Genomic DNA, 22,804 nt, shown 5'->3' on the forward strand with positions numbered 1-22,804 from the left:
CGGAAGGGCGAGTCTAGAAGGCTCGGCTATCCTCGCAGCCAATGCCCGCTGCGCCGCCTGCCGTCCATCCCACCCGTTTTTCAGATCTCACGCGCGAGCGGCCCTTCATGCAGCTGTGGGTGGCGCGCCTGTTCGGCACCGCCGCCAGCCAGATGCTGCTGGTCGCGATCGGCTGGCACATGTACGAGCTCACTGGCAGCGCCTGGGACCTGGGGCTGGTCGGCCTCTACCAGTTCGTGCCGGCGCTGCTGCTGGCGCTGCTCGCGGGCCACGTGGTCGACCGCCGGCATCGGGGCCGCATCGTCGCCGCCTGCTTCTCGGTGCAGGGCGCGGTGGCGCTGATGCTGCTGCTTGCCGTGCAGGTGGCGCACGATTCGCGCGGCTTGCTGCTCGGCCTGTCGCTGGTGCTGGGGGCCGTGCGCGCCTTCCAGATGCCGGCGCAGCAGGCGCTGACGCCCTTGCTCGTGCCGCCGATGATGCTGCCGCGCGCGATGGCCTTCAGCTCGGCCGGCATGCAGGGCGCCATCATCGGCGGGCCGGCGCTGGGCGGGCTGCTGTTCGTGGCCGGCATGGGCGTGGTGTACGCCGCGGCGCTGGTCTTCTTCGCGCTGGCCGCCGCGCTGGTGCTGCGGCTGCGCTATGCCCACGCACCGCCGGCGCGCGAGCCGGTCACCCTCGCCACCGTGCTGGCCGGCGTCGACTTCATCTGGAAACGCAAGCCGGTGCTCGGGGCGGTCTCGCTCGATCTGTTCGCGGTGCTGCTGGGCGGCGCGGTGGCGCTGCTGCCGATCTATGCCAAGGACATCCTCCACACCGGGCCCTGGGGCCTGGGGCTGCTGCGCGGCGCGCCGGCGGTGGGCGCGCTCGTGACGTCGATCCTGCTGACGCGGCGTCCGGTCGAGCGTCATGTGGGCCGCGCGCTGCTGAGCGCGGTGGCGCTGTTCGGCGTCTGCATGGTGGTGTTCGGCTTGTCGCGCAGCTTCGTCGTCTCGCTGATCGCGCTCGCGGTCTCCGGTGGCGCCGACATGGTCAACGTCGTGATCCGCCAGACGCTGGTGCAACTGGAGACGCCCGATGCCATGCGCGGCCGTGTGAGCGCGGTCAACTCGATCTTCATCGGCGCCAGCAATCAGCTGGGCGAGTTCGAGTCGGGTGCCACGGCGGCGTTGCTGGGGCCGGTCGGTTCGGTGGTGGCGGGCGGCGTCGGCACCGTGCTGGTGGCCCTGGCCTGGTTCCGGCTCTTTCCGTCGCTGGCGCAGCGCGACCGGCTCGTCAACAGGCCCTAGAACTGGGAGAAGGCGTGCGGCACGTCCAGCGCGACGTCGCCGAGCGGCTCGGCCACGCAGGGCAGGATCCAGCCCTCGGCCTTCTCGTCCGCGCTGACGCCGGGCCACTCGATGCGATAGCGGATATCGCCCTCGACGAGCCTGCAGATGCAGGTGCGGCAGGTGCCGTTGCGGCACGAACTCGGCAACTCGATGCCGGCGGCGTCGGCCGCCTGCAGCAGCGTGAGATCGGCGTCGGTTTCGAAACTGAATCCGCCCGGTTCGATGCGGGCCTTCATCAGGGGCGCGGCGACGACGACTGCTGCCGCCGCTGGTCGCGCAGCATGAAGAGATAGAGGCTCTCGACCTTCTCGCGCGCCCACGGCGTCTTGCGCAGGAATTTCAGGCTGGACGCCACGCTCGGGTCGCTGGTGAAGCAGCGCAGCGGGATGCGCTCGCCCAGGCCTTCCCAGCCGTAGCAGTCCGCCAGCGCGGTCACGATGGCTTCCAGCGTGAGGCCGTGCAGGGGGTTGCGCGGCTGCGGCTGCGGGCTCGCGCTCGGGCTGGGCGCGTCGCTCACTTGTTCTTGAGCTTGCCGCGCGGGATCACCGCGGTGGTGATCGTGCGCACCGGTTCGATGGCGGCGCCTGGAGGCTTGGGGGGCGCAGTGTCCTTCTTGGGTTTCTTGGCTTCCTTGTTGCTGCGCTGCTGACTCTTTGCCATGGGGTTCTCCGGGATAGTGCGAATGCAAATGCAGCGGCAAGTTTAGCCCGCACGTTCGGCGCGGCGACAATATGGCCTTTACCGTTTCGCTCCCCCCGCATTCATGTCCGACTACGAAGTTCGCCCCGCCACCCTGCGCGATGCCAAAGCCATCGCCGAAGTCCACGCCGCTGCCGCCCGTGCCGCCTACGAGGGCATCCTGCCCGAAGACGAACTGCGCGCGCTGGCGCCCGCCACCCGCGAAGCCAAGTGGCGCGAGGCCATCGAGTTCAGCGAACCGCAGGTCCAGGTCGCGGTGCTTGACGGCGAGGTCGTCGGCTTCGTCGGCTTCGACCGCTCGCGCGACGCCAAGACGCCATCGACCACCGGCGAGATCTGGGCCATCTACGTGAAGCCCGAGCACTGGGACAAGGGCGTCGGCGTCGCCCTGTGGGACGCAGCCCGCGACGGCCTCGAGGAGGAGGGCTGCACCGTGGTCACGATCTGGGTGCCGCTGCGCAACGATCGCGCGATGCGCTTCCACGAGCTGGCCGGCTTCAAGCGCGAGATGAAGACCGCGAAGACCACGGCCATCGGGAGCGTGAAGATCGAGGAGATCCGCCTCAAGCGCAACGTCTGAGCACGAGCGCTCCATGGCCTCCAGCCTGCTGCTGCTGCTCGACGACATCGCGACGGTGCTCGACGATGTCTCGGTGTTGACCAAGGTCGCCGCCAAGAAGACCGCCGGCGTCCTCGGCGACGACCTGGCGCTGAATGCGCAGCAGGTGGCGGGCGTCCGGGCCAACCGCGAGTTGCCGGTGGTCTGGGCGGTCTGCAAGGGCTCTTTCGTCAACAAGGCGATCCTGGTGCCGGCCGCGCTGGCGATCGGTACCTGGCTGCCCTGGCTGGTGACGCCGCTGCTGATGATCGGCGGCGCCTTCCTGTGCTTCGAGGGCTGCGAGAAGCTCGCGCACAAGTTCCTGCACAAGAAGGAGCATGCCGCCGACACCGCGCGGCACGAGCAGGCGGTGGCCGGCGAAGACGTCGACCTGGTGACGGTCGAGAAGCAGAAGATCAAGGGCGCGGTGCGCACCGACTTCATCCTCTCCGCCGAGATCATCGCGATCACGCTGGGGACGGTGCAGGGTCAGCCCTTCCTGACGCAACTGTCGGTGCTGGTGGGCATCGCGCTGATCATGACCGTCGGCGTCTACGGCCTGGTCGCGGGCATCGTGAAGCTCGACGACGCGGGGCTTTACCTGAGCCGGCGCGAAGGCGCGGGCGCGCGCGCCCTGGGGCGCGGCATCCTCGCGGCGGCACCCTGGCTCATGAAGGGACTCTCGATCGCCGGCACTGCGGCGATGTTCCTGGTCGGCGGCGGCATTCTGGTGCATGGCGTGCCGGCGCTGGCCCATGCGGTCGACGCCTGGGCCGCCGACGCCGGCGGCCTGCTGCGCGCCCTGGCCTCGATGGGCGCCAACGCCGCGGTCGGCATCGTCGCCGGCAGCATCGTGCTGGCCGGGGTCGAACTCGTGAAGAGGATGCGCGCGGGCCTTTGAGCACGCGCGAAGCGAGCGCGCGGGGGCTCAGCGACCCTTGGATCTGGCGCGCTGAACCAGGTCCAAGCCCACCAGCGCGATGCCCAGCACCAGCGCGAACCAGCCCACCACGTAGGCCCCGCCGACCGTCTCGCGCCAACCCGGCGACGAGAGGAAGGTCGGCGCGATCAGCACCGCCGCGCCGATGAGGATGCACATGATTCCGCGCTCGAGAGTGCGCGGGTTCCGGGAGGGTCGTCTGGATGCCATCGGCCGAGTTTACGGCCCGGGACATGGTGTTTCGCCCGCAGGTCCGCTGCGGCACGTGTAACGATTTTGGGACGATGTTTGATCAGCCTCCGGACGCAACGCGCCTGGCTATGCCGCACTAACAGAACCCCTCGGGCTGTGACTTTGTTGCTATCTGAACTGTAGCGTTCTTTAAATTGCACGCACCAATTTCGTGCAATTCGTGAATTTGTTCCGCTGAAAAAGAGTACCTAAGGATTACATTCGTAAGTACTCATTTCGCCCTTGGGCGTTTCATTTTCGGAAGAGCATCTGCATGAATCGCGTTTTCAGTGTCGTCTGGAACTCCTCGCTCCAGATCTGGGCCGTGGCCTCCGAGCTGGCCTCCGGCGCCGGCAAGTCCGCCACCCGCAGCGTCAGGCTGCCCTCGTCCCCGAACGCCAGGCCGTTCCAGCGCATCGCGACCCTGCAAGTCGCCATGGCCGCTGCCTTGCTCGGCTTCGGCGGCGCCGCGGCAGCCGCATGCTCGACCAGCGGCGCGGTGATCACCTGCGCCGCCGGCAGTCCCCAGGGGGTCACGGTGGGCAGCGGCCCGGCCACCGCATCGGACACCTCCGTCATCGTCGAGTCCGGGGCCCTGATCAGCACCGGTGCCCAGGCCGCGATCAGCATCGGCAGCCAATCCAGCATCGAGATCCGCAACGGCGCCACGGTCGAGAACGTCGCCCCGGTCGGCGCCGACGGCTTCTATGGCGTGGGCACGGGTGCCAACACCATCGAGATGCACTCGAACAACACGCTGACCATCGGCCAGGGCGCCAAGGTGCTCTCGAAGGGCGACTCGTGGACCGCGGAGGCGATCAATCCGTTCGGAACCGGCAACCTGATCGTCAACAACGGCGAAATCCGATCGAGCGCCGGCGGCGCGGCGATCTGGTTCCAGGCGGCGTCGGGCGAGAACACCATCGTCAACGGCGCCACCGGCGTGATCGAATACACGGGCGGCTCGCGCAACATCATGGGCGTGACCGGCACGATGGCGATCACCTTCACCAATCGGGGCCAGGTGCTGGGCTCGCTGAACTTCGCGGATGGCAACGACACGCTGAACGTCTACGACGGTTCCTCGATCACCGGCGCGATCAACGGCGGCGGCGGCAGCAACACGCTGACCCTCAACGGCACCGGGGCCGGGACCTTCGACCAGCCGTTCTCGAACTTCCAGACGCTGGTCAAGAACGACAGCGGCACCTGGACCCTCAACAACGCGCTGCCGACCTCGGGCATCACCAGCACCCGGGTGGCGGGCGGCACGCTGATCCTTGGCGCGGACGCCAGCAGCTACACCGGCAGCATGACGGTCGATGCGGCCGGCACGCTGCAGACCAGCGCCGGCTTCGCGCCGCTGGCGATCACCGACAACGGCCTCGTGCGCTTCGCACAGCCGACCGATGCCAGCTACAACGGCTTGTTGGCCGGCTCGGGCGGCATCGAGAAGACCGGGGCCGGCACGCTGACCCTCACGCGCGCCCAGGCGATCACCGGCACGACCACGATCGCGGCGGGCACCCTGCGCGCCGCGGCGGCGAACGTGTTCAGCGCCGCCTCGGCGCACACCGTGGCGGCAGGGGCCACGCTCGACACGGGCGGCTTCGACCAGTCGGTGGCGTCGCTGCGCAACGCCGGTACGGTCAGCCTGCTGAGCGCCAAGGCCGGCAGCACGCTGACGGTGAACGGTGCCTACGTCGGCAACGGCGGCGTGCTGAGCCTCGGCACGGTGCTGGGCGCGAGCGGCAGCGCGAGCGACCGGCTGGTGCTGAACGGCGCCTCCGCCAGCGCGAGCGGCAGCACCACGGTGCGTGTCACCAATCTCGGCGGCCTCGGCGGCCTGACGGTGGGCAACGGCATCGAACTGGTGAGCGCGCAAAACGGCGCCACCACCACCGCCCAGACCACGCGGGACGCCTTCGCGCTCGCCGGCGGCCACGTCGATGCGGGTGCCTTCGAGTACCGCCTGTATGCGGCCGACGCCACGGGTGCCGGCGAGAACTGGTACCTGCGTTCGACGACGACGGCACCGAAAGTGCTGCCGGTGCCGCCGGTTCTCGAGAACACCGGCTCGGGCCAGGCCCAGCAGCCGGTCGTCGTGCCGACCTACCGTGCCGAAGTGCCGCTTTTCGCGGCCCTGCCGGCCCAGTTGCGCCAGGCCGACCTGACGATGCTGGGCAATCTGCACCGGCGCGTCGGCGACGAACTGGCGCCGGCGGCCGCAGCCTCGGCGGGAGACCCCGCTGGTGGGCGCCAGGCCTGGGCCCGCGCCGTCTACAGCGACCTCGACATCCGGCAGGAGGGCGTGGCCGCGGCACACAGCCAGGGCCATGTGAGCGGCGTCCAGGCCGGCACGGACCTGCTGGCCACCGGCGGCTGGCGCGCCGGCATCTATGTTGGCACGCTGGACGGCAATGCCGACGTCGTCGGCAACGCCCGCGGTCTGGTCGCGGCGGTCGGCAGCAACGACCTTCAGTCGCGCTACCTCGGCGGCTATGCGACCTGGATGGGGGCCGACGGCCTCTATGCCGATGCCGTGCTGCAGGGCGGTCGCCACAGCTACACGGTGCAGCCCCAGGGCAACCTGAACGCCGAGGGCAAGTCGAACAGCCTCACGGCTTCGATCGAGGCCGGCAAGAGCTTCGTGCTGGCCGAGGGCTGGACGATCGAGCCGCAGGCGCAACTGATCTACCAGCGCAACCGCTTCGACGACGTGCTGATCGGCGGTGCGCGGGTGAGCCAGGATGCCGACGGCGGCTGGATCGGCCGGCTGGGCGTGCGCATCAAGGGCGATGTCGCGACTGCGGCCGGCCGGCTCCAGCCCTACGGCCGCGTCAACGTCTATCAGGCCGGTTCGGGCACCGATGTCGCGACCTTCATCGGTCCGGCGGCCAGCACCCGCATCGCCAGTGCCACCGGCTACACCTCCACCGAGCTGGCCGCCGGCATGACGCTGGCGCTGACCCCCACCGCCACGCTCTACGGCGAAGTCGGGCAGCTCTACAACACCGGCGGCGATGCCAAGGTGAAATCTTCCCTGCAGGGCTCGATCGGCATGCGCCTGAGCTGGTAGTCCCGCGGTCCGGGTTTCGGTTCAAATACGCTTCCAGCGGTCGCCTGCATCGGGCGGCCTTCGAAGCCATTGCCAGACCGGAACCCATGGACCTCCTTCGCTCCCGCATTCCTGCCTTCCTCGGGCGCGCCGTCGCGCCGCTGCTGCTCGCCGCCGCCGCTTCGGGCGCGGCCGCGCAGCAGGAGGCCAATCGTTTTCCCGCCGCGGCGGTCAGCTTCCTCGGCGGCGAGTTGCCGGCCATGGAGGCGGCCATCGCGGCGCGCGACCGGGACTACTTCGAGGACGCGATGGGCCGCATGCTGGGCTTCTCCGACAGCTGGGGCTTCAAGACGCGCGACAACCCCGCGCTGGCGCGCTTCCCGATGTGCACCGATGCGGTGTCGGACTTCCTGGTGGTCGGCCTGTGCCGCATCATGACCACCAGTTCGGCCTGCGAGCCGGGCATGGAAGCGAAATTCAACCGCAACCTGCAGCAATGCCGCGATCTCGCGGCCAAGCTCTGACGCCACGAAGGGCATCGCCATGGACTACACGCGCTACAGCACCCTTGCGATCACGCGCCGCGGCGAAGCCGATGCCGTGCTCGACATCCAGATGCGGGCCGGCAACGGCAAGCTGCCCACGGCGGGGCACGACGGCCATCGCGAACTGGCCGAGATCTGGCGCGACGTGGCGGCCGACGACAGCGTGCGCTGCGCCGTGCTGCGCGGCGAGGGCATGGGCTTCTCGGGTGGTGGCGATCTGGCGATGGTCGAGCAGATGACCACCGACGACGCCGTCCGCACGCGGGTCTGGAAAGAGGCGCGCGACCTGGTCTACAACATCGTCAACTGCGACAAGCCGATCGTCAGCGCGATGCACGGGCCGGCGGTCGGCGCCGGGCTGGTGGCGGGCTTGCTGGCCGACATCTCGATCGCCAGCAAGAGCGCCAAGATCGTCGACGGCCATACGCGCCTGGGCGTCGCGGCCGGCGACCATGCGGCGATCGTCTGGCCGCTCTTGTGCGGCATGGCGAAAGCCAAGTACCACTTGCTGCTGTGCGAACCCCTGAGCGGCGAGGAGGCCGAGCGCATCGGCCTGGTCTCGCTGGCGGTGGACGAGGCCGACCTGCTGCCGCGTGCCTACGCGCTGGCCGACCGGCTGGCGGCGGGCAGCCAGAGCGCGATCCGCTTCACCAAGTACGCGCTCAACAACTGGCTGCGCCAGGCCGGGCCGACCTTCGACGCCTCGCTGGCGCTCGAGTTCATGGGCTTTGCCGGGCCCGACGTGCGCGAAGGCATCGCGTCGCTGCGCGAGCGCCGGGCGCCCAGGTTCCCCTGAGCTTCGTGACCGGCGTCAGGCGCTCTTGAGCCCCTGCAGCGTCTGCAGCAGCACCACGCGGGTCTGGCCCAGAACCATGCCCTTCCATTCGTCGTTGTCGCAGTAGAAGGCGTCACGCAGCCCCTGGCGAATCGCATGCTGCTGCGCGGCCGGCGCTTCGGGGTGCCGGCGCAGCCAGGTGTCGGCGCGCAGCCGGTTCATCACTTCCTGGTCGGGCAGGGTGCCGAACTCCAGCCCCATCAGGGATGCGGCAGCCCGTGGGCATTCGTCATAGACCGTGGATACCACCGGCCCCGACACGTCGGCCGAGGCGGAATTGCCTTCGAAGGGCGCGAACACGTCGGCGCCCCACCAGGCCCGCGCGCGCGCCAGGTCGGCCACCGCGTTGCGGCCCGGGTAGATCTTCTCGCCGTGGCCGTAGGGTCCGAGGCCGGTGTGGATGTCGATCCAGGCGATGTCGGTGGCGGCCGCCGCGTACTTGCGCAGGATCGCGCGCATGGTGCGGTTGCTCCATGAGGGTGCCAGGCCGCCGTAGAACACGCCGTCGGGCGAGGTGTACTGCCCGGCCGTCAATGCGGTGCGGTAGGCCCGCATGCCGTGCTCAGCGACGTAGGCGGCCATCGCGGCCTCGTCGGCGGCGGTCGGCGGCCAACTGGCCGGCAGCACGAAGGGCTCGACCTCCGCATAGGCGGCATTGACCGGCAGCGGCGCATCGAAAGGGATGTGGTTGCGGTTCAGGTCGATGTTGTCCTCGTTGGTGCGGTGCAGGTGCGAGAAGCCGTGCGGGTTCACCGCGTGCACCAGCAGCAGCGCGATGCCGCCCTGCGCCAGCCGCGAGAGCAGGTCGGCATCGTGGAGCGTCGCGACCTGGCATCCCGAGCCGCAGAAGCCTTCGGGGCCGTGGGTGCCGGAACTGACGATCAGCAGCTTGGCGGCGCCCGGCGCGCCGACCAGCGCCACATCGGTGGCCAGCGTCTCGCCGAGCGCGCCGCGATGCGCGTCGAGCACGAAGGATTCGACCGCCGCGCCGCGTTCGGCGGCGGCGTCGAGGAACTTGCGCCGGGCCTCGGCGTAGGTGCCCGAGAAGTGGCGGGTGGCTGCGGAGCTGTGCATCGTCGGTCCTTGAGAAAACAGTTGCCGTTCAGGCGGGTTGGTGGGCTCCGGCCGCGTCGATGTCCTCGCCCGTGAAGTCCTTGAGCCACACCAGGCCCAGGAGCGACACCAGTGTCATCGCGAGAAGGTACCAGGCCGGCGCCAGCTTGTTGCCGGTGGCGTTCAGCAGCCAGGTGCTGATGAAGGGCGAGAAGCCGCCGAACAGCGCCACGCCGACGCTGTAGACCAGCGACATGCCGCTCGCGCGCACGTGTTTGGGGAACATCTCGGGCAGCATCGTGATGCCCGGCACCGTCTGGATCACCAGCGTGATGCTCAGCGCGCCGACGACGATGAACAGCACCGCCGGCGTCGGCGACAGGTTGAGCCACAGGAAGCCCGGATAGATCAGCAGCACCAGCGCGATCCGGCTCCAGAGGATCAGCGGCTTGCGGCCGACGCGGTCCGACCAGCGGCCGATGAAGGGGGCGAGGCCGAACGACAGCAGCCCCGTGAGCGCGGCGCCGAACAGCGCCACCGGCGGCGGCAGGCCGAGTTCGCGGATCGCGTAGGTCGGCATGTAGAAGGTCACGACGTAGGCCGCCGCGGTGCCGCCGACGATGCTGAGAATGGCCGCGAGCACGGTCCTGCCGTGTTCGCCGCAGACTTCGGCGAGGCTGCTGCGGCGCACCGGCGCCTGTGCCGACGGCGGCCTGACCTCCAGCGATTCCTCGAGGTGGCGGCGGATGTACATGCCGACCGGGGCGATCAGCATGCCGAGGAAGAAGGGCACGCGCCAGCCCCAGCTCTCGAGGGCTTGGGGCGAGAGCGTGGCCGTGAGCCCGCCGACCACCACCGCGCCGATCAGGATGCCCAGGCCCTGGCTCGCGAACTGCCAGCTCGCCATGTAGCCGCGGTTGGCCGGCGTCGCGTGTTCGACCAGCAGCGTGGTGGAGGCGCCGACCTCGCCGCCGGCCGAGAAGCCCTGGATCAGCCGCGCCAGCACGATCAGGATCGGCGCCGCGATGCCGATCTGCGCGTAGGTGGGTGCCAGGGCGATCATCGCGCAGCCCAGCGCCATCATGAAGATCGTGAGGGTCATGGCCTTCTTGCGGCCGGCGCGGTCGGCATAGGCGCCGATCACGATGCCGCCGAGCGGCCGCATGATGAAGCCGACGCCGAAGGTCGCGACCGTCAGCAGCAGCTGGCCGTAGGAGGTGAAGGTCGGGAAGAACAGCTTGCCGATCAGCAGCGCCATGAAGCCGTAGACGGTGAAGTCGAAGAACTCGAGCGCATTGCCGATGGTGGTGGCGACGATGGTCTTGCGCCGGGTCATGGGCACGCGGCTGGCGGAAATGGTCATCGGATGGGTAGGTCGTGAAGGGGTCGCGGCGGGATGCTAGGGAATCACGCTGCCGAAGAAAAGACAATAATTGTGCCCCGTCGATAACTTTTGGTTTTCATGAAGCCCAATCAGCTGCTCGCCTTCGTCGCCGTGGTCGAGCAGATGAGCATCCGCGGCGCGGCGCGCACGCTCGGCATCTCGCAGCCCGCAGTGACCAAGATCGTGCGCGAACTCGAGCGCGAGGTCGGCGCGCCGCTGGTCGAGCGCAGCGTCAAGGGCGTGCGCCTCACCACCTGCGGCGAGGCCTTCGCGCCCCGCGCGCGCTTGCTGCTGGCCGACATGCGGCGGGCCCGCGACGAGATCGCCCAGATCCGCGACGGCGCCACCGGCCAGGTGGCGGTGGCGGTCAGCACGTCGGTTGCGCTCACGGTGCTGCCCGCCGCCTTCAAGGCGTACCACGCGCGCCTGCCCGCGGTGGACGTGCATTTCAGCGAAGCGGTGCTGCCCTGGATGCTCGCGCGGCTGCGCGACGGGCAGCTCGACCTCGCCGTGGCGCATGTCATCCCGGGCACGCTCGACGCCGGGTTCGAAGCCATCGACCTGTTCCCGGTGCAACTGGCGGTGGGGGTGCGCGCCGGGCACCCGTTGCGCCATGCGCAGTCGCTGCGTGAACTGCATTCGGCCGAGTGGGTGCTGCCCGGCGACGGCGAACTGGGCCGCGAGGCGGTGGCGCCGCTGTTCTCGCCGATCGGCCTGACGGCGCCGGCGCGCGTGATCCTCGGCGAGTCGGTCACGGTGGCGCTCGGGCTGGTGGGCCACATGGACCTGGTCGGCCTGTTCGTCGAGCCGCTGGTCGAACTCACGTTCAAGCACCACGGCCTGTGCCGCGTCGCGGTCAGGGAGCCGCTGCCGGCGCTGCACGTCTGCGTGATCAAGCTGCGCGGCCGTCGGCTCACGCCTGCCGCGCAGCACTTCGTCGAATGCGTGCAGTCCGCGGCGACGCGCGCTCAGGCGTAGCGCTTGAACATGGCCTCGGTATTGATCTTGCGATCGGCATTGACCGCGACCACGTGCGGCCGCTGGCTCATGCGCTTGAGGTAGTCGCGCGCGGCCGGCAGTTGCTCGGCCAGCAGGTCGCGTCCGTAGATCATCTTGGTGGCACCGGCGACGGTCGGCAGATGGGTGATCGCGGCGCAGTCGGCCAGTGTGAACTGCTCGCCGGCGATGAAGGGCGTGTCGAAATGCGCGAGCTTGCCGAAGGCGGCGATGTTCTTCTCGAGATCCTTGCCGATCTTCTGCTTCAGGCCGTCGCTGACCTTGCCGCCGAAGAAGGCTTCGGGGTAGAGATTGCGCGCCACCAGCTCGAGGTGCAGTTCGAGGTAGAGCGTCAGCTCGCGCACCTTGGCTGCGGCATAGGGGTCGGCCGGCAGCAGCGGGGTTTCAGGGTAGGCCGCCTCGATGTACTCGTTGATCGCGGCCGATTCGCACAACATGCCCTGGTCGGTGCGCAGGTACGGTACCTTGCCCAGCGGCGAGGCCGCCAGGTCGGTCTCGCCGATCCAGGCCAGTTCCTCGTCGAAGGGCACGTTCTTTTCAAGCAGTGCGAGCTTGACCTTGTTGTAGTAGTTGCTGGCGGCGAAACCGATCAATGTCAGCATGAGTGTCTCCAGTCGTTGGTAGGGCGCCATTCTGCCGTCCTGCCGGAATCGGCCGATTTCTGCGGTAACTTCGGAGGCATGTCAAATCCACCCATCGAAATCGAAACCGCCCCGAATCCGACGGCCACCGTCCTCGTCATGCACGGCCTGGGTGCCGACGGCAATGACTTCGTGCCCATCGCCAACGAACTCGACCTGGCCGCCGTCGGCCCGGTGCGCTTCGTATTTCCGAACGCACCGGTGATCCCGGTCACCATCAACGGCGGCTACCGGATGCCGGCCTGGTACGACATCATGGGCCCGGACCTGGCCAAGCGCGAGGACGAGGCGGGCCTGCGCCGGTCGCAGGCGACGATCGAGGCGCTGATCGCCAACGAGAAGGCGCGGGGCATCCCGGTCGCACGTATCGTGATCGCCGGTTTCTCCCAGGGCTGCGCGATGTCGTTCATGACCGGCCTGCGCCATCCGGAGCGGCTGGCCGGCATCGTCGGCCTGTCGGGCTACCTGCCGCTGGCCGCCGCGACCGCCGCCGAGCGCCATCCTGCGAACCAGAAGACGCCCATCTTCCAGGCCCATGGCCTGCGCGACGGCGTCGTCCAGATCGCTCGCGCCACCCAAAGCCGGGATGCGCTCAAGCAGCTGGGCTACGACGTCGAATGGCACGAGTACCCCATGGAACACTCGGTCTGCATGGAGGAAATCGCCGACCTCAACACTTTCCTCCTGCGCGTCCTGAACTGAGCCCGGCCGGCGCAGCCAGGCCAGCTGGTGAAACACCGCGGAGCCGGCTTTGCCGGGCCGCAGGTGTTGCCCCCGGCAGGGGGTGGGCGGGCTACACGCAGTGAGCCCAACCTGGGGGCGAGCAACACCTGCGGGCGAGCAACACCTGCTGGCGAGCAACATTTCTTTCGGCGTGCTACCTTCCGTCCCCACCAAAGAACGATGGGTGATAACTAAATGAGTAACTTCAAGGAGCGCCTGGACGCGCTCTCGCCGGCGCGGCTCCGGGGGGCGCGGCGCGGGATCGAGAAGGAAAGCCTGCGGGCGCAACCGGATGGCAAGCTGGCCCTGACGCCGCATCCCGCTGCGCTGGGCTCGGCGCTCACGCATCCGCACATCACGACCGATTTCAGCGAGTCGCAGCTCGAGCTCATCACCGGGGCCCATGCGGGCGTCGAAGCGGCCCTCGAGGAACTGGTGCGGGTGCACCAGTTCACCTACCGCGTGCTCGGCGAGGCGGGTGACGAACGGCTCTGGGTCTCGAGCATGCCCTGCGGCCTGCCCCCCGACGAGACCATTCCGATCGGGCGCTACGGCTCGTCCAATGTCGGACGCGCCAAGAGCGTCTACCGCATGGGCCTGAGCCACCGCTACGGGCGGCGCATGCAGACCATCTCGGGCATTCACTACAACTGGTCGCTGCCGGACGTGTCGAGCGAGCAGTACTTCGCGCTGATCCGCAATTTCCGCCGCCACGCCTTTCTTCTGCTCTACCTGTTCGGCGCTTCGCCGGCGCTGTGTTCGAGCTTCGTCGACGGCCGGCCGCACGAGCTGCAACCGCTGGGCGAGGGCAGCATGCACATGCCGCATGGCACCTCGCTGCGGATGGGCCGGCTGGGCTACCAGAGCGAGGCGCAAGCCTCGCTGGCCGTGAGCTACAACAGCCTCGACGGCTACGGCGCCTCGCTGCAGGACGCACTGACCCGGCCCTGGCCGGCCTATGAGGCCATCGGTATCCGCAACCTGGGCGGCGACTACAACCAGTTGGCCACCAGCCTGCTTCAGATCGAGAACGAGTTCTACGGCACCATCCGCCCGAAGCGCGTGATCTACCCCGGCGAGCGCCCGCTGCACGCGCTGCGCGAGCGCGGCGTCGAATACGTCGAAGTGCGACTGATGGACCTCGACCCCTTCGAACCGGTCGGCATCAATGCCCAGACCATGCGGTTCCTTGACGTCTTCCTGCTGCACTGCCTGCTGACAGACAGCCCGCCCGACACCCGCGAGGAGATCGCCGACCTGGCGCACAACCAGCACCTGACGGCCGCGCGCGGGCGCGAGCCCGGCCTGCAATTGCGGCGCGGCGGGCGCGAGGCCACGCTGACCGATTGGGGCGCCGAACTGCTGGAGCAGTTCGCGCCGATCGCGGCCGCGCTCGATGCGGCGCACGGCGGCAACCAGCACGCCGAGGCGGTGCGCGCTGCCGAGGCCGCATTGCGCGACCCGGCGGTGCTGCCGTCGGCACGGGTGCTCGAGGCGATGAAGGCGCACGACGATTCCTTCGTCGGTTTCGTGCGCGCCCGGTCCGAGCAAACGCGCGAAACGCTGCTCGCGCTGCCGTTCCCGGACGACCAGCGCGCGCACTTCGAGCGCATGACGCAGACCTCGATCGAGGCGCAGAAGCGCATCGAGGCCAGCGACAGCATGCCGTTCGAGATCTACCGCGAGCAGTACGTCTCCCCGGCGCGTCTCGGGTTCAAGAACCACTGGGCCGAGACGCCGGCACCCCCCGTCAGCCAGCGCGCCGAGTTGTGAGCCCACCCCCAGGTTGGCTCACTGCGTGTAGCCGCCCACCCCCCTTCCAAGGGGCGCCGCGTTGCGGCCCGGCAAAGCCGGTTCCGCCGCGGCTCCCGAACGGGCGCGCTGCGCGCGGCCGAAAACACCCACCCCGATAAAGTGGGGCGAGTCACATTTTTATGAAAGCGCCGAAAACATGAGCATCGACTTCAAGGGCCGCGTGGCCATCGTCACTGGGGCCGGCGGCGGCCTGGGCCGCCAGCACGCGCTGGCATTGGCAGCGCGCGGCGCCAAGGTCGTGGTCAACGACCTGGGCGGTGCCCGCGACGGCTCCGGCGGCTCGGTCAGCGCCGCCCAGGCGGTGGTCGACGAGATCAAGGCGGCCGGCGGCGAGGCGATCGCCAACGGCGCCTCGGTGACCGACTTCGAGGCGGTGCAGGCCATGGTGGCGCAGGCCGTCGACACCTGGGGCCGGGTCGACATCCTGGTCAACAACGCCGGCATCCTGCGCGACAAGAGCTTCGCCAAGATGGAGCTGGCCGATTTCCGGCTGGTGATGGACGTCCACCTGATGGGTGCGGTCCATTGCACCAAGGCGGTGTGGCCGCTCATGAACGAGCAGAAATACGGCCGCATCGTGATGACGACCTCGTCCTCCGGCCTCTACGGCAATTTCGGCCAGAGCAACTACGGCGCCGCCAAGATGGCGCTCGTGGGCCTGATGCAGACGCTCTCGATCGAGGGTGCGAAGAACGACATCCGGGTCAACTGCCTGGCGCCGACCGCCGCCACCCGCATGACCGAGGACCTGATGCCCGAGGCCGTGCTGGAGGCGCTGAAGCCTGAAGCCGTGGTGCCCGCGATGCTGGTGTTGGCAGCGCAGGACGCACCCAACCGCACCATCCTGTGCGCCGGTGCCGGCACGTTCGAGGCCGCGCATGTCACGCTGACCCAGGGCGCCTGGATCGGCCTGGGCGCCGACGCAGCCGAGCAGCTCGCGCAGCGGCTGGCCGAAGTGACCGACCGCGCCGGCGAGATCGTGCCGCAGAGCGGCGCGGCGCAAGGCAGCAACGAGGTCGGCAAGGCGATGGCGAACGCGGGAAAGCGCTGAGGGCTCAAGCCTTTCACTCCTCGACTGTATCGGCGTCCTTGCGAATCGAGTCGCGGTCGCGGCGGCCGTAAAGCCGGCCCAGCGTGCTGTCGAGCGAGCGCTTGAGCTTGTCGGAGGCGCCACGGAAGGCGTCGTCGAGGCTGGGTGCATGGTGGCTCACCGCCAGCGGCTGGTGGCGGGCCAGGCGGGCCTCCATCACGCAGCGCTTGTCGCCGCCACCACTGGCGTCATGGTTTTCGTCGCTCAAGTGGATCTCGACGCGCGTCACATCGTCGACGAAGCGGGCGAGGGCCTGGCGCATCTCGCTGTCGGCCCAGCGCTCCAGGGCGTCCTTGTTCTCGATGCCGTTGCTGGTGTTGACTTGGATCTGCATGGCATGTCCCTTTCTGCAATCCCTGACTGTGCACCCTTCGCGGGCGGCCGTACGTAAGCATTTGGGCAATGCGTCCGTGGTCGGAACGACGTCCCGCGCGGGCCAGCGACAATCCGAGCCACCCCCCGCATAGAAAGAAAGAACTCCGATGGCCATCCAGTGGTTCCCCGGTCACATGCACCTGACCCAGAAGGCCATCGCCGAGCGGATCAAGGACATCGATGTCGTCATCGAACTGCTCGACGCGCGCCTGCCCGGCTCCAGCGCCAATCCCATGCTGGCCGATCTCACCGGCCACAAGCCGGGTCTCAAGGTGCTCAACAAGCAGGACCTCGCCGACCCGGCCGGCACCGCGCTCTGGCTGGCCCACTACAACGCGCTGCCCGACACGCGGGCGATCGGTCTGGACGCCAGTCAGACCACGCCGGCGCGGCAACTGATCGACGCCTGCCACCAGCTCTCGCCCTCGCGCGGCGGCATGGCCAAGCCGATGCGCGTGCTCATTTGCGGGATCCCCAACGTTGGAAAGTCGACCCTCATCAACACGCTCACCGGCAGCCGCAAGGCCAAGACCGGCGACGAGGCCGGCATCACCAAGCTGGAACAGCGCATCACGCTGGCCGACGACTTCTACCTCTGGGACACGCCGGGCATGCTGTGGCCGCGCATCATCGTCGCCAAGAGCGGCTACAACCTGGCAGCCAGCGGGGCCATCGGGCGCAATGCCTTCGACGAGGAGGAGGTGGCGCTGGAGTTGCTCGACTACCTGAAGGGGCACTACGCGGGCCTGGTCGAAGCGCGCTTCAAGATTGATCCGATCGGCGAACTGCGCGACGAAGAGGTGCTGGAGGCGATCGGACGCAAGCGCGGCGCGCTGCTGGGCAAGGGCCGCGTCAATCTGCAGAAGGCGGCCGAGATCGTGATGAACGAGTTCCGCAGCGGGAACATGGGGCGCATCACGCTGGAGACGCCCGAGGAATTCGCGCAGTGGCTCGCGGCCGGCCAATTGGTGGACGCGCAGCGCAAGGCGAAGAAGGAGGCGCGCGCCCGCAAGAAGGGGTCGGGACGGCGCGAGGACGATTCGCCGGCGCCGGAGGAAGCGTAGCTCCTGCAGGAATTCGCAAGGACGCCTATGCTCTCGGGCTGCCCGGCGCGCCGTGCCGGACGCTCGAAACCAAGGAGTTCCCTGCATGCGCCACCATCCCCTCGGCCGCACCGGCCTGTTCGTGTCCGAACTCTGCCTCGGCACCATGACCTTCGGCGGCAGCGACGGCATCTGGAGTCAGATCGGCGACCTGCAGCAGGCCGACGCCGAGCGGCTGGTCGGCCAGGCCCTGGATGCCGGCATCAACTTCATCGACACCGCCGATGTCTATTCGGGCGGGCTGTCGGAGCAGATCACCGGCCAGGCGCTGAAGAACCTCAAGGTGCCGCGCGACCAGGTGGTGGTCGCGACCAAGGTCTTCGGCGATACCGGGCCCGGCCCGAACGCGCGCGGCGCCTCGCGCAGCCACATCCAGGATGGCGTCAAGGCCAGCCTGAAGCGGCTGCAGCTCGAGCACATCGACCTCTACCAGATCCACGGTTTCGACCCGGCCACGCCGATCGAGGAAACCGTGCGCGCCCTCGACCAACTGGTGCGCCACGGCCACGTGCGCTACGTCGGCGTCTCCAACTGGGCCGCCTGGCAGATCGTCAAGGCGCTGGGCATCGCCGAGCGCTGGGGGCTGGCGCGCTTCGAATCGCTGCAGGCCTACTACACCGTGGCCGGCCGCGACCTCGAGCGCGAACTGATCCCGATGCTGCAGAGCGAAGGGGTCGGGCTGATGGTCTGGAGTCCGCTCGCGGGCGGCCTGCTGAGCGGCAAGTACGGCCGGGAGCAGCAGGGCGAGCAAGGCAGCCGGCGCACCAGCTTCGACTTTCCGCCGGTGGACAAGGACCGGGCCTGGGACTGCGTCGACGCCATGCGCCCGATCGCCGAGGCGCATGGTGTCTCCGTGGCCCAGGTCGCACTGGCCTGGCTGCTGCACCAGCCGCAGGTCACGAGCGTGATCGTCGGTGCCCGGCGGGCCGAGCAGCTGGCCGACAACCTGGCGGCGACGCAGGTGACGCTCAGCGCGGCCGAGCTCGCGCGGCTCGACGAGGCCAGCCGGCTGCCGCCCGAGTACCCGGGCTGGATGCTCGTGCGGCAAGGCGAGAACCGGCGCAAGCAGATGGCCGGCTCCGGGCGCTGAGGCGCGGGCGGAAGTCGCGGACTTCCGCAATCCTTGTAGCGGGTCTAGGGTTGTCACTCTCTCCGAAACCGGTTCCCATCGCTATGTTCAGTGAGGATCCTTGCAACACAACATTTGGAGAACCTCACCGATGCATTCGCGATTCAAGCTTCTCGCGGTGGCCTGCGCCGTCTCGTTTTCTGCCGGCGCATTCGCGGCCGATCCGATCAAGATCGGCGTCGATGGCCCGTTCACGGGCGGATCGTCCTCGATGGGCGTCAGCATGCGCGATGGCGTGCGCCTGGCCACCGAGGAGATCAACAAGAGCGGCGGCGTGCTCGGCCGCCAGATCCAGCTGGTCGAACGCGACGACGAAGCCAAGAACGAGCGCGGCGTGCAGATCGCCCAGGAGTTCATCAACAAGGAAAAGGTCGTGGCCGTGGTCGGCTACATCAACACCGGCGTGGCCCTCGCTTCGCAGCGCTTCTTCCAGGAAGCCAAGATCCCGGTCATGAACAACGTCGCGACCGGCTCGGTCATCACGCGCCAGTTCGACAAGGAGCCGGACAACTACGTGTTCCGCAATTCCGCGCACGACAGCATCCAGGCCCCGATGATCGTGCAGGAGGCCGTCACGCGCCGCGGCTACAAGAAGGTCGCGATCCTGGCCGACTCGACCAATTACGGCCAGCTGGGCCGCGAAGACCTCGAGAAGGCGCTCAAGGCCAAGGGCATCACGCCGGTGGCGGTCGAAAAATTCAACATCAAGGACGTCGACATGACGGCCCAGTTGCTGAAGGCCAAGGAAGCCGGCGCCGAGGCGGTGCTGACCTACGGCATCGGCCCCGAACTGGCGCAGATCGCCAATGGCATGACCAAGCTGGGCTGGAAGGTGCCGATCGTCGGCAGCTGGACCCTGTCGATGGCCAACTTCATCGACAACGCCGGACCCGGCGGCGATGGTGCACGCATGCCGCAGACCTTCATCCAGGAGCCGACCACGCCGAAGCGCAAGACCTTCATCGCGAGCTACCTCAAGACCTTCAAGCCCAAGAACGACCGCATCGATTCGCCGGTGTCGGCCGCCCAGGGCTACGACTCGATCTACCTGCTGGCCGCGGCCATGAAGCAGGCCAACAGCACCGAGGGCCCGAAGATCAAGGCCGCGCTCGAGGACCTGGCGACGCCGGTCGAAGGCGTCGTGACGACCTACACCAAGCCCTTCTCGAAGGCCGACCATGACGCCATCACCGCCAACATTCCGGTGTTCGGCGAAGTCAAGGGCGGCCGGGTGGTCTACGCCAACCCCGACGACCTGAAGAGCGCGGCGCAGGTTCGCATCAAGGACTTGGCAGCCAACGACGCCCTGCTGAAGCAGTAGCCGCATCGGTGCGCCGGCGCCGCCCCGGGTGATTCCCGCGGCGGCGCCTTTTCATGCCAACGCTTCGCGAAAGCCGTTCATGCAAATCCTCACCCAACTCATCTTCAGCGGCATCGCGCTGGGCATGATCTACGCCGTCATCGCGTTCGGCTATCAGCTCACCTTCGCCACTTCCGACACTCTCAATTTCGGCCAGGGGGATGCGCTGATGCTCGGCGCGCTCGTCGGCCTCACGCTGGTCACGCTGGGCGTGAACTACTGGCTCATGATCCCGCTGGTGTGTCTCTTCGGTGCCGTGCAGGGCGCCGTGGTCGAGCGCATCGGCGTGCGCCCGGCGATCAAGATCAAGTCGGAGTTCGGCTGGATCATGTCGACCATCGCGCTCGGCATCATCTTCAAGAACGTGGCCGAGAACGTCTGGGGCCGCGACGACCTCAAGTTCCCGTCGCCGCTGCCCGAGGCGCCGATCAAGTTCCTCAACGCCAACGTGCTGCCGATGGAAATTCTGGTGGTGGTCGGCGCCATCCTGATGATGCTGGCGGTCGAGCTGTTCAACCGCCGCTCGATCTACGGCAAGGCCGTGGTCGCGACCTTCAACGACCGCGACGCCGCCAAGCTGATGGGCATCAACACCGGCCTCGTCATCACCTTCTCGTACGCGCTGTCCTCGCTGACCGCGGCCTTCGCGGGCGTGCTGATCGCGCCGCTCACGCTCACCGGCGCCACCATGGGCGCGGTGCTGGGCCTGAAGGCCTTCGCGGTGGCGATCATCGGCGGGCTGACCAGCGGCATGGGCATCATCCTCGGCGGCATCATCCTCGGCATCGCCGAGACCACCACCGGCTTCTACCTGAGCACCGGCTACAAGGACGTGCCCGGCCTGGTGCTGCTGCTGATCGTGCTGGCGGTGCGTCCGGCCGGCCTGTTCGGCAAGACCGCGATCAAGAAGGTCTGACGCACCAATGAACACAAGAATCGGACGCTTCCTCCTCGCCATCGTCGGCCTTGCAGCGCTCTTGCTGTTCCCGATCGGCATTGACAACCCGTACTACATCCACCTGCTCGAGACCATCATGATCTACGCGATCCTGCTGTTCGGGCTGGACATCGTGGTGGGCTACACGGGCCAGGTCTCGCTGGGCCATGCCGGCCTGTTCGGCCTCGGCGCCTACACCGCGGGCGTGCTGGTCTACAAGCTCGGCGCGCCGCTGATGGTGGCGCTGATCGCGTCGATCGGCGTCACGGCGCTGTTCGGCGCGCTGCTGGCGCTGCCGGCACTGCGCGTCACCGGGCCCTATCTCGCGATGGTCACGCTGGCCTTCGGCACCATCATCCAGATCCTCATCAACGAGATGAGCTTCCTGACCGAGGGGCCGATGGGCATCAAGCTCACGAAGCCGCCGCTGTTCGGCCACAAGCTCGACGAGCGCGAGTTCTACTGGCTGGTGGTGGTGATGCTGGTGCTGTCGCTGGTGGTGGTGCACCGCATCCTGCGCTCGCACCTGGGACGCGCCTTCGAGGCACTGCGAGGCAGCCCGGTGGCTTCGGACTGCATGGGCGTGTCGGTCTACCGCTACAAGGTCTACGCCTTCGTGATCAGCGCCGGCTTCGCCGGCCTGGCGGGCAGCCTGTATGCGTACTCGGAGCAGTACATCTCGCCCAACACCTACAACTTCGAGCTCACGGTGCTGTTCCTGCTGGCGGTGATCATGGGCGGGCGCAAGAGCCGCATCGGCGCGATGCTCGGCGCCACCATCATCGTGCTGCTGCCCAAGCTGCTCGACGACGTGGAGCTGTTCCGCTACGTGTCGGTGGCGCTGGCGGTGCTGGTGATGATCGTGGCCGTGGTGGGCGTGCAGAGAAAGCGCGTCACGCCCAAGCAGATGGCCATTCCCGTGGTCGGCAGCATCGCGCTCGCGGGCCTCGCGTTCTGGCTCCAGACCATGACCGACTGGCGACTCTCGATCTTCGGCGTGATCATGCTGTTCGTCGTCTACTACCTGCAGGACGGCATCGTCGGCTTCGTGCGCAATGCGCTGAACCTGCGGCGGCCGAAGCCGCAGGTGGAGGCGGTCGGGGCCGGCATCGCGCCGGCCGATGCGGTATCGACCGCCGCCATGGCCGGCGGCCAGCCCGAGGTGCTGCAGGCCGCGGGCGTGCTGATGCAGTTCGGCGGCCTCAAGGCGCTCAACAACGTCGATCTCACGGTCAAGCGCGGCACCATCCACGGACTGATCGGCCCGAACGGATCGGGCAAGAGCACCATGATGAACGTGCTGACCGGCATCTACGTGCCGACCGCCGGCGCCATCAGCTTCGGTGGCCGTTCGCTGGTCGGGCGGACCTCGGCGGACATCGCGCTGTCGGGCATCGCGCGCACCTTCCAGAACGTGCAGCTGTTCGGCGAGATGACGGCGCAGCAGAACGTCCAGGTCGGCCTGCACCACACCTTCCGCAGCAACCTGCTCGACGTCGCGCTGCACACGCCGCGCTACAAGCGCGAGAGCGCGGCCGCGGCCAGCCGGGCGCTGGGCCTGCTGAAGTTCGTCGGACTGGAGGAGTTCGCGGGCGAGGAGGCACGCAACCTGCCGTACGGCAAGCAGCGCCTGCTCGAGATCGCGCGCGCGCTGGCGCTCGACCCGCAATTGCTGCTGCTCGACGAGCCCGCGGCCGGCCTCACGGCGCCGGACATCAAGGAGCTGATCGCGATCATCCGCAAGATCCGCGAGCACGGCGTGACCGTGATCCTGATCGAGCACCACATGGATGTTGTCATGAGCATGTGCGACACGGTGTCGGTGCTCGACTTCGGCCAGAAGATCGCCGAGGGCGAGCCGGCCGCGGTGCAGTCGGACGAGAAGGTGATCGAGGCCTATCTCGGCGGCCAGGAAGCCAGCCCGCAGCCCGCCTGAGGAAATC

23 protein-coding genes are annotated in these 22,804 nt (G+C 68.4%); 15 read left to right on the forward strand and 8 right to left on the reverse strand.

Annotated features, from left to right (window positions below; all coding sequences use genetic code 11):
• The first annotated feature begins 107 nt into the window (after positions 1-107).
• Positions 108-1,286: an MFS transporter gene (locus AB4Z46_RS18210; RefSeq protein ID WP_442284965.1), complete on the forward strand. Its 1,179-nt coding sequence runs from the start codon at positions 108-110 to the stop codon at positions 1,284-1,286.
• Here AB4Z46_RS18210 and AB4Z46_RS18215 read toward each other — a convergent pair.
• Genes AB4Z46_RS18215 through AB4Z46_RS18225 form a run of 3 tightly spaced genes read right to left on the reverse strand, consistent with a single transcriptional unit; the run spans position 1,283 to position 1,988 of the window.
• A complete protein-coding gene (locus tag AB4Z46_RS18215) occupies positions 1,283-1,564 on the reverse strand; it encodes a 2Fe-2S iron-sulfur cluster-binding protein (RefSeq protein ID WP_442284928.1) in 282 nt (93 codons plus the stop codon). The genes AB4Z46_RS18210 and AB4Z46_RS18215 overlap by 4 nt on opposite strands.
• The gene (locus AB4Z46_RS18220; RefSeq protein WP_442284929.1) at positions 1,564-1,845 is read right to left on the reverse strand and encodes a VF530 family DNA-binding protein; all 282 of its coding nucleotides are present in this window, start codon (positions 1,843-1,845) and stop codon (positions 1,564-1,566) included. Before AB4Z46_RS18220 ends, AB4Z46_RS18215 begins: the two co-directional genes overlap by 1 nt.
• Positions 1,842-1,988 (reverse strand): hypothetical protein, encoded by a 147-nt coding sequence (locus tag AB4Z46_RS18225; RefSeq protein ID WP_442284930.1) that lies wholly within the window; start codon positions 1,986-1,988, stop codon positions 1,842-1,844. Before AB4Z46_RS18225 ends, AB4Z46_RS18220 begins: the two co-directional genes overlap by 4 nt.
• A 103-nt stretch (positions 1,989-2,091) precedes the next feature.
• On the opposite strand from AB4Z46_RS18225, the gene AB4Z46_RS18230 reads away from it, so the two are divergent.
• Positions 2,092-2,607, forward strand: a complete 516-nt coding sequence (locus AB4Z46_RS18230) for a GNAT family N-acetyltransferase (RefSeq protein ID WP_442284931.1) — start codon at positions 2,092-2,094, stop codon at positions 2,605-2,607.
• Between the two features lie 13 nt (positions 2,608-2,620).
• Positions 2,621-3,526 (forward strand): DUF808 domain-containing protein, encoded by a 906-nt coding sequence (locus AB4Z46_RS18235; RefSeq protein ID WP_442284932.1) that lies wholly within the window; start codon positions 2,621-2,623, stop codon positions 3,524-3,526.
• Between the two features lie 27 nt (positions 3,527-3,553).
• On the opposite strand, the gene AB4Z46_RS18240 is transcribed toward AB4Z46_RS18235, so the two are convergent.
• Positions 3,554-3,724 (reverse strand): hypothetical protein, encoded by a 171-nt coding sequence (locus AB4Z46_RS18240; RefSeq protein ID WP_442284933.1) that lies wholly within the window; start codon positions 3,722-3,724, stop codon positions 3,554-3,556.
• A gap of 346 nt (positions 3,725-4,070) precedes the next feature.
• Between AB4Z46_RS18240 and AB4Z46_RS18245 the strand changes: the two genes are divergently transcribed.
• The 3 genes from AB4Z46_RS18245 (at position 4,071) to AB4Z46_RS18255 (ending at position 8,195) form a co-directional block, all read left to right on the forward strand.
• Complete coding sequence (locus AB4Z46_RS18245) at positions 4,071-6,875, forward strand: autotransporter outer membrane beta-barrel domain-containing protein (RefSeq protein WP_442284934.1); 2,805 nt, start codon at positions 4,071-4,073, stop codon at positions 6,873-6,875.
• Between the two features lie 86 nt (positions 6,876-6,961).
• Positions 6,962-7,378, forward strand: a complete 417-nt coding sequence (locus tag AB4Z46_RS18250) for a hypothetical protein (RefSeq protein ID WP_442284935.1) — start codon at positions 6,962-6,964, stop codon at positions 7,376-7,378.
• Positions 7,379-7,397: 19 nt separating this feature from the next.
• Positions 7,398-8,195, forward strand: a complete 798-nt coding sequence (locus AB4Z46_RS18255; protein ID WP_442284936.1) for an enoyl-CoA hydratase/isomerase family protein — start codon at positions 7,398-7,400, stop codon at positions 8,193-8,195.
• A 15-nt stretch (positions 8,196-8,210) separates the two neighbouring features.
• Here AB4Z46_RS18255 and AB4Z46_RS18260 read toward each other — a convergent pair whose 3' ends face one another.
• Together AB4Z46_RS18260 and AB4Z46_RS18265 are read right to left on the reverse strand one after the other, a co-directional pair.
• Positions 8,211-9,308, reverse strand: coding sequence for a M14 family metallopeptidase (locus AB4Z46_RS18260; RefSeq protein ID WP_442284937.1), 1,098 nt, complete (start codon positions 9,306-9,308; stop codon positions 8,211-8,213).
• Positions 9,309-9,336: 28 nt separating this feature from the next.
• Positions 9,337-10,650, reverse strand: coding sequence for an MFS transporter (locus AB4Z46_RS18265; protein ID WP_442284938.1), 1,314 nt, complete (start codon positions 10,648-10,650; stop codon positions 9,337-9,339).
• 99 nt (positions 10,651-10,749) lie between these two features.
• On the opposite strand from AB4Z46_RS18265, the gene AB4Z46_RS18270 reads away from it, so the two are divergent.
• On the forward strand, positions 10,750-11,649 hold the full coding sequence (locus AB4Z46_RS18270; RefSeq protein WP_442284939.1) for a LysR substrate-binding domain-containing protein: 900 nt from the start codon (positions 10,750-10,752) through the stop codon (positions 11,647-11,649).
• Here the strand turns inward: AB4Z46_RS18270 and AB4Z46_RS18275 are convergent.
• Positions 11,640-12,290: a glutathione S-transferase gene (locus AB4Z46_RS18275; RefSeq protein ID WP_442284940.1), complete on the reverse strand. Its 651-nt coding sequence runs from the start codon at positions 12,288-12,290 to the stop codon at positions 11,640-11,642. The two genes, AB4Z46_RS18270 and AB4Z46_RS18275, sit on opposite strands and share 10 nt — an antisense overlap.
• A 78-nt stretch (positions 12,291-12,368) precedes the next feature.
• Here AB4Z46_RS18275 and AB4Z46_RS18280 point away from each other — a divergent pair, with 78 nt between their 5' ends.
• From AB4Z46_RS18280 to AB4Z46_RS18290, 3 genes are all read left to right on the forward strand, one after another.
• The gene (locus tag AB4Z46_RS18280) at positions 12,369-13,031 is read left to right on the forward strand and encodes an alpha/beta hydrolase (RefSeq protein ID WP_442284941.1); all 663 of its coding nucleotides are present in this window, start codon (positions 12,369-12,371) and stop codon (positions 13,029-13,031) included.
• A 216-nt stretch (positions 13,032-13,247) separates the two neighbouring features.
• Entirely contained in the window at positions 13,248-14,825 is a 1,578-nt protein-coding gene (gene gshA, locus AB4Z46_RS18285; protein ID WP_442284942.1) for a glutamate--cysteine ligase, read from the forward strand.
• Positions 14,826-15,003: 178 nt separating this feature from the next.
• Positions 15,004-15,918: an SDR family NAD(P)-dependent oxidoreductase gene (locus AB4Z46_RS18290; RefSeq protein ID WP_442284943.1), complete on the forward strand. Its 915-nt coding sequence runs from the start codon at positions 15,004-15,006 to the stop codon at positions 15,916-15,918.
• Between the two features lie 13 nt (positions 15,919-15,931).
• Here the strand turns inward: AB4Z46_RS18290 and AB4Z46_RS18295 are convergent, their stop codons facing one another.
• Positions 15,932-16,291 (reverse strand): HPF/RaiA family ribosome-associated protein, encoded by a 360-nt coding sequence (locus AB4Z46_RS18295; RefSeq protein ID WP_442284944.1) that lies wholly within the window; start codon positions 16,289-16,291, stop codon positions 15,932-15,934.
• Between the two features lie 148 nt (positions 16,292-16,439).
• On the opposite strand from AB4Z46_RS18295, the gene ylqF reads away from it, so the two are divergent.
• From ylqF to AB4Z46_RS18320, 5 genes are all read left to right on the forward strand, one after another.
• The gene (gene ylqF, locus AB4Z46_RS18300) at positions 16,440-17,396 is read left to right on the forward strand and encodes a ribosome biogenesis GTPase YlqF (RefSeq protein WP_442284945.1); all 957 of its coding nucleotides are present in this window, start codon (positions 16,440-16,442) and stop codon (positions 17,394-17,396) included.
• Between the two features lie 85 nt (positions 17,397-17,481).
• Positions 17,482-18,525: an aldo/keto reductase gene (locus AB4Z46_RS18305; RefSeq protein ID WP_442284946.1), complete on the forward strand. Its 1,044-nt coding sequence runs from the start codon at positions 17,482-17,484 to the stop codon at positions 18,523-18,525.
• Between the two features lie 130 nt (positions 18,526-18,655).
• Positions 18,656-19,885 (forward strand): ABC transporter substrate-binding protein, encoded by a 1,230-nt coding sequence (locus tag AB4Z46_RS18310; RefSeq protein WP_442284947.1) that lies wholly within the window; start codon positions 18,656-18,658, stop codon positions 19,883-19,885.
• 79 nt (positions 19,886-19,964) lie between these two features.
• A complete protein-coding gene (locus AB4Z46_RS18315) occupies positions 19,965-20,840 on the forward strand; it encodes a branched-chain amino acid ABC transporter permease (protein WP_286503956.1) in 876 nt (291 codons plus the stop codon).
• A gap of 7 nt (positions 20,841-20,847) precedes the next feature.
• Positions 20,848-22,797: an ABC transporter permease subunit gene (locus tag AB4Z46_RS18320; RefSeq protein WP_442284948.1), complete on the forward strand. Its 1,950-nt coding sequence runs from the start codon at positions 20,848-20,850 to the stop codon at positions 22,795-22,797.
• Positions 22,798-22,804 lie beyond the last annotated feature (7 nt).

It is taken from the genome of Variovorax sp. M-6, assembly GCF_052114385.1.
Lineage (GTDB): Bacteria > Pseudomonadota > Gammaproteobacteria > Burkholderiales > Burkholderiaceae_C > Variovorax.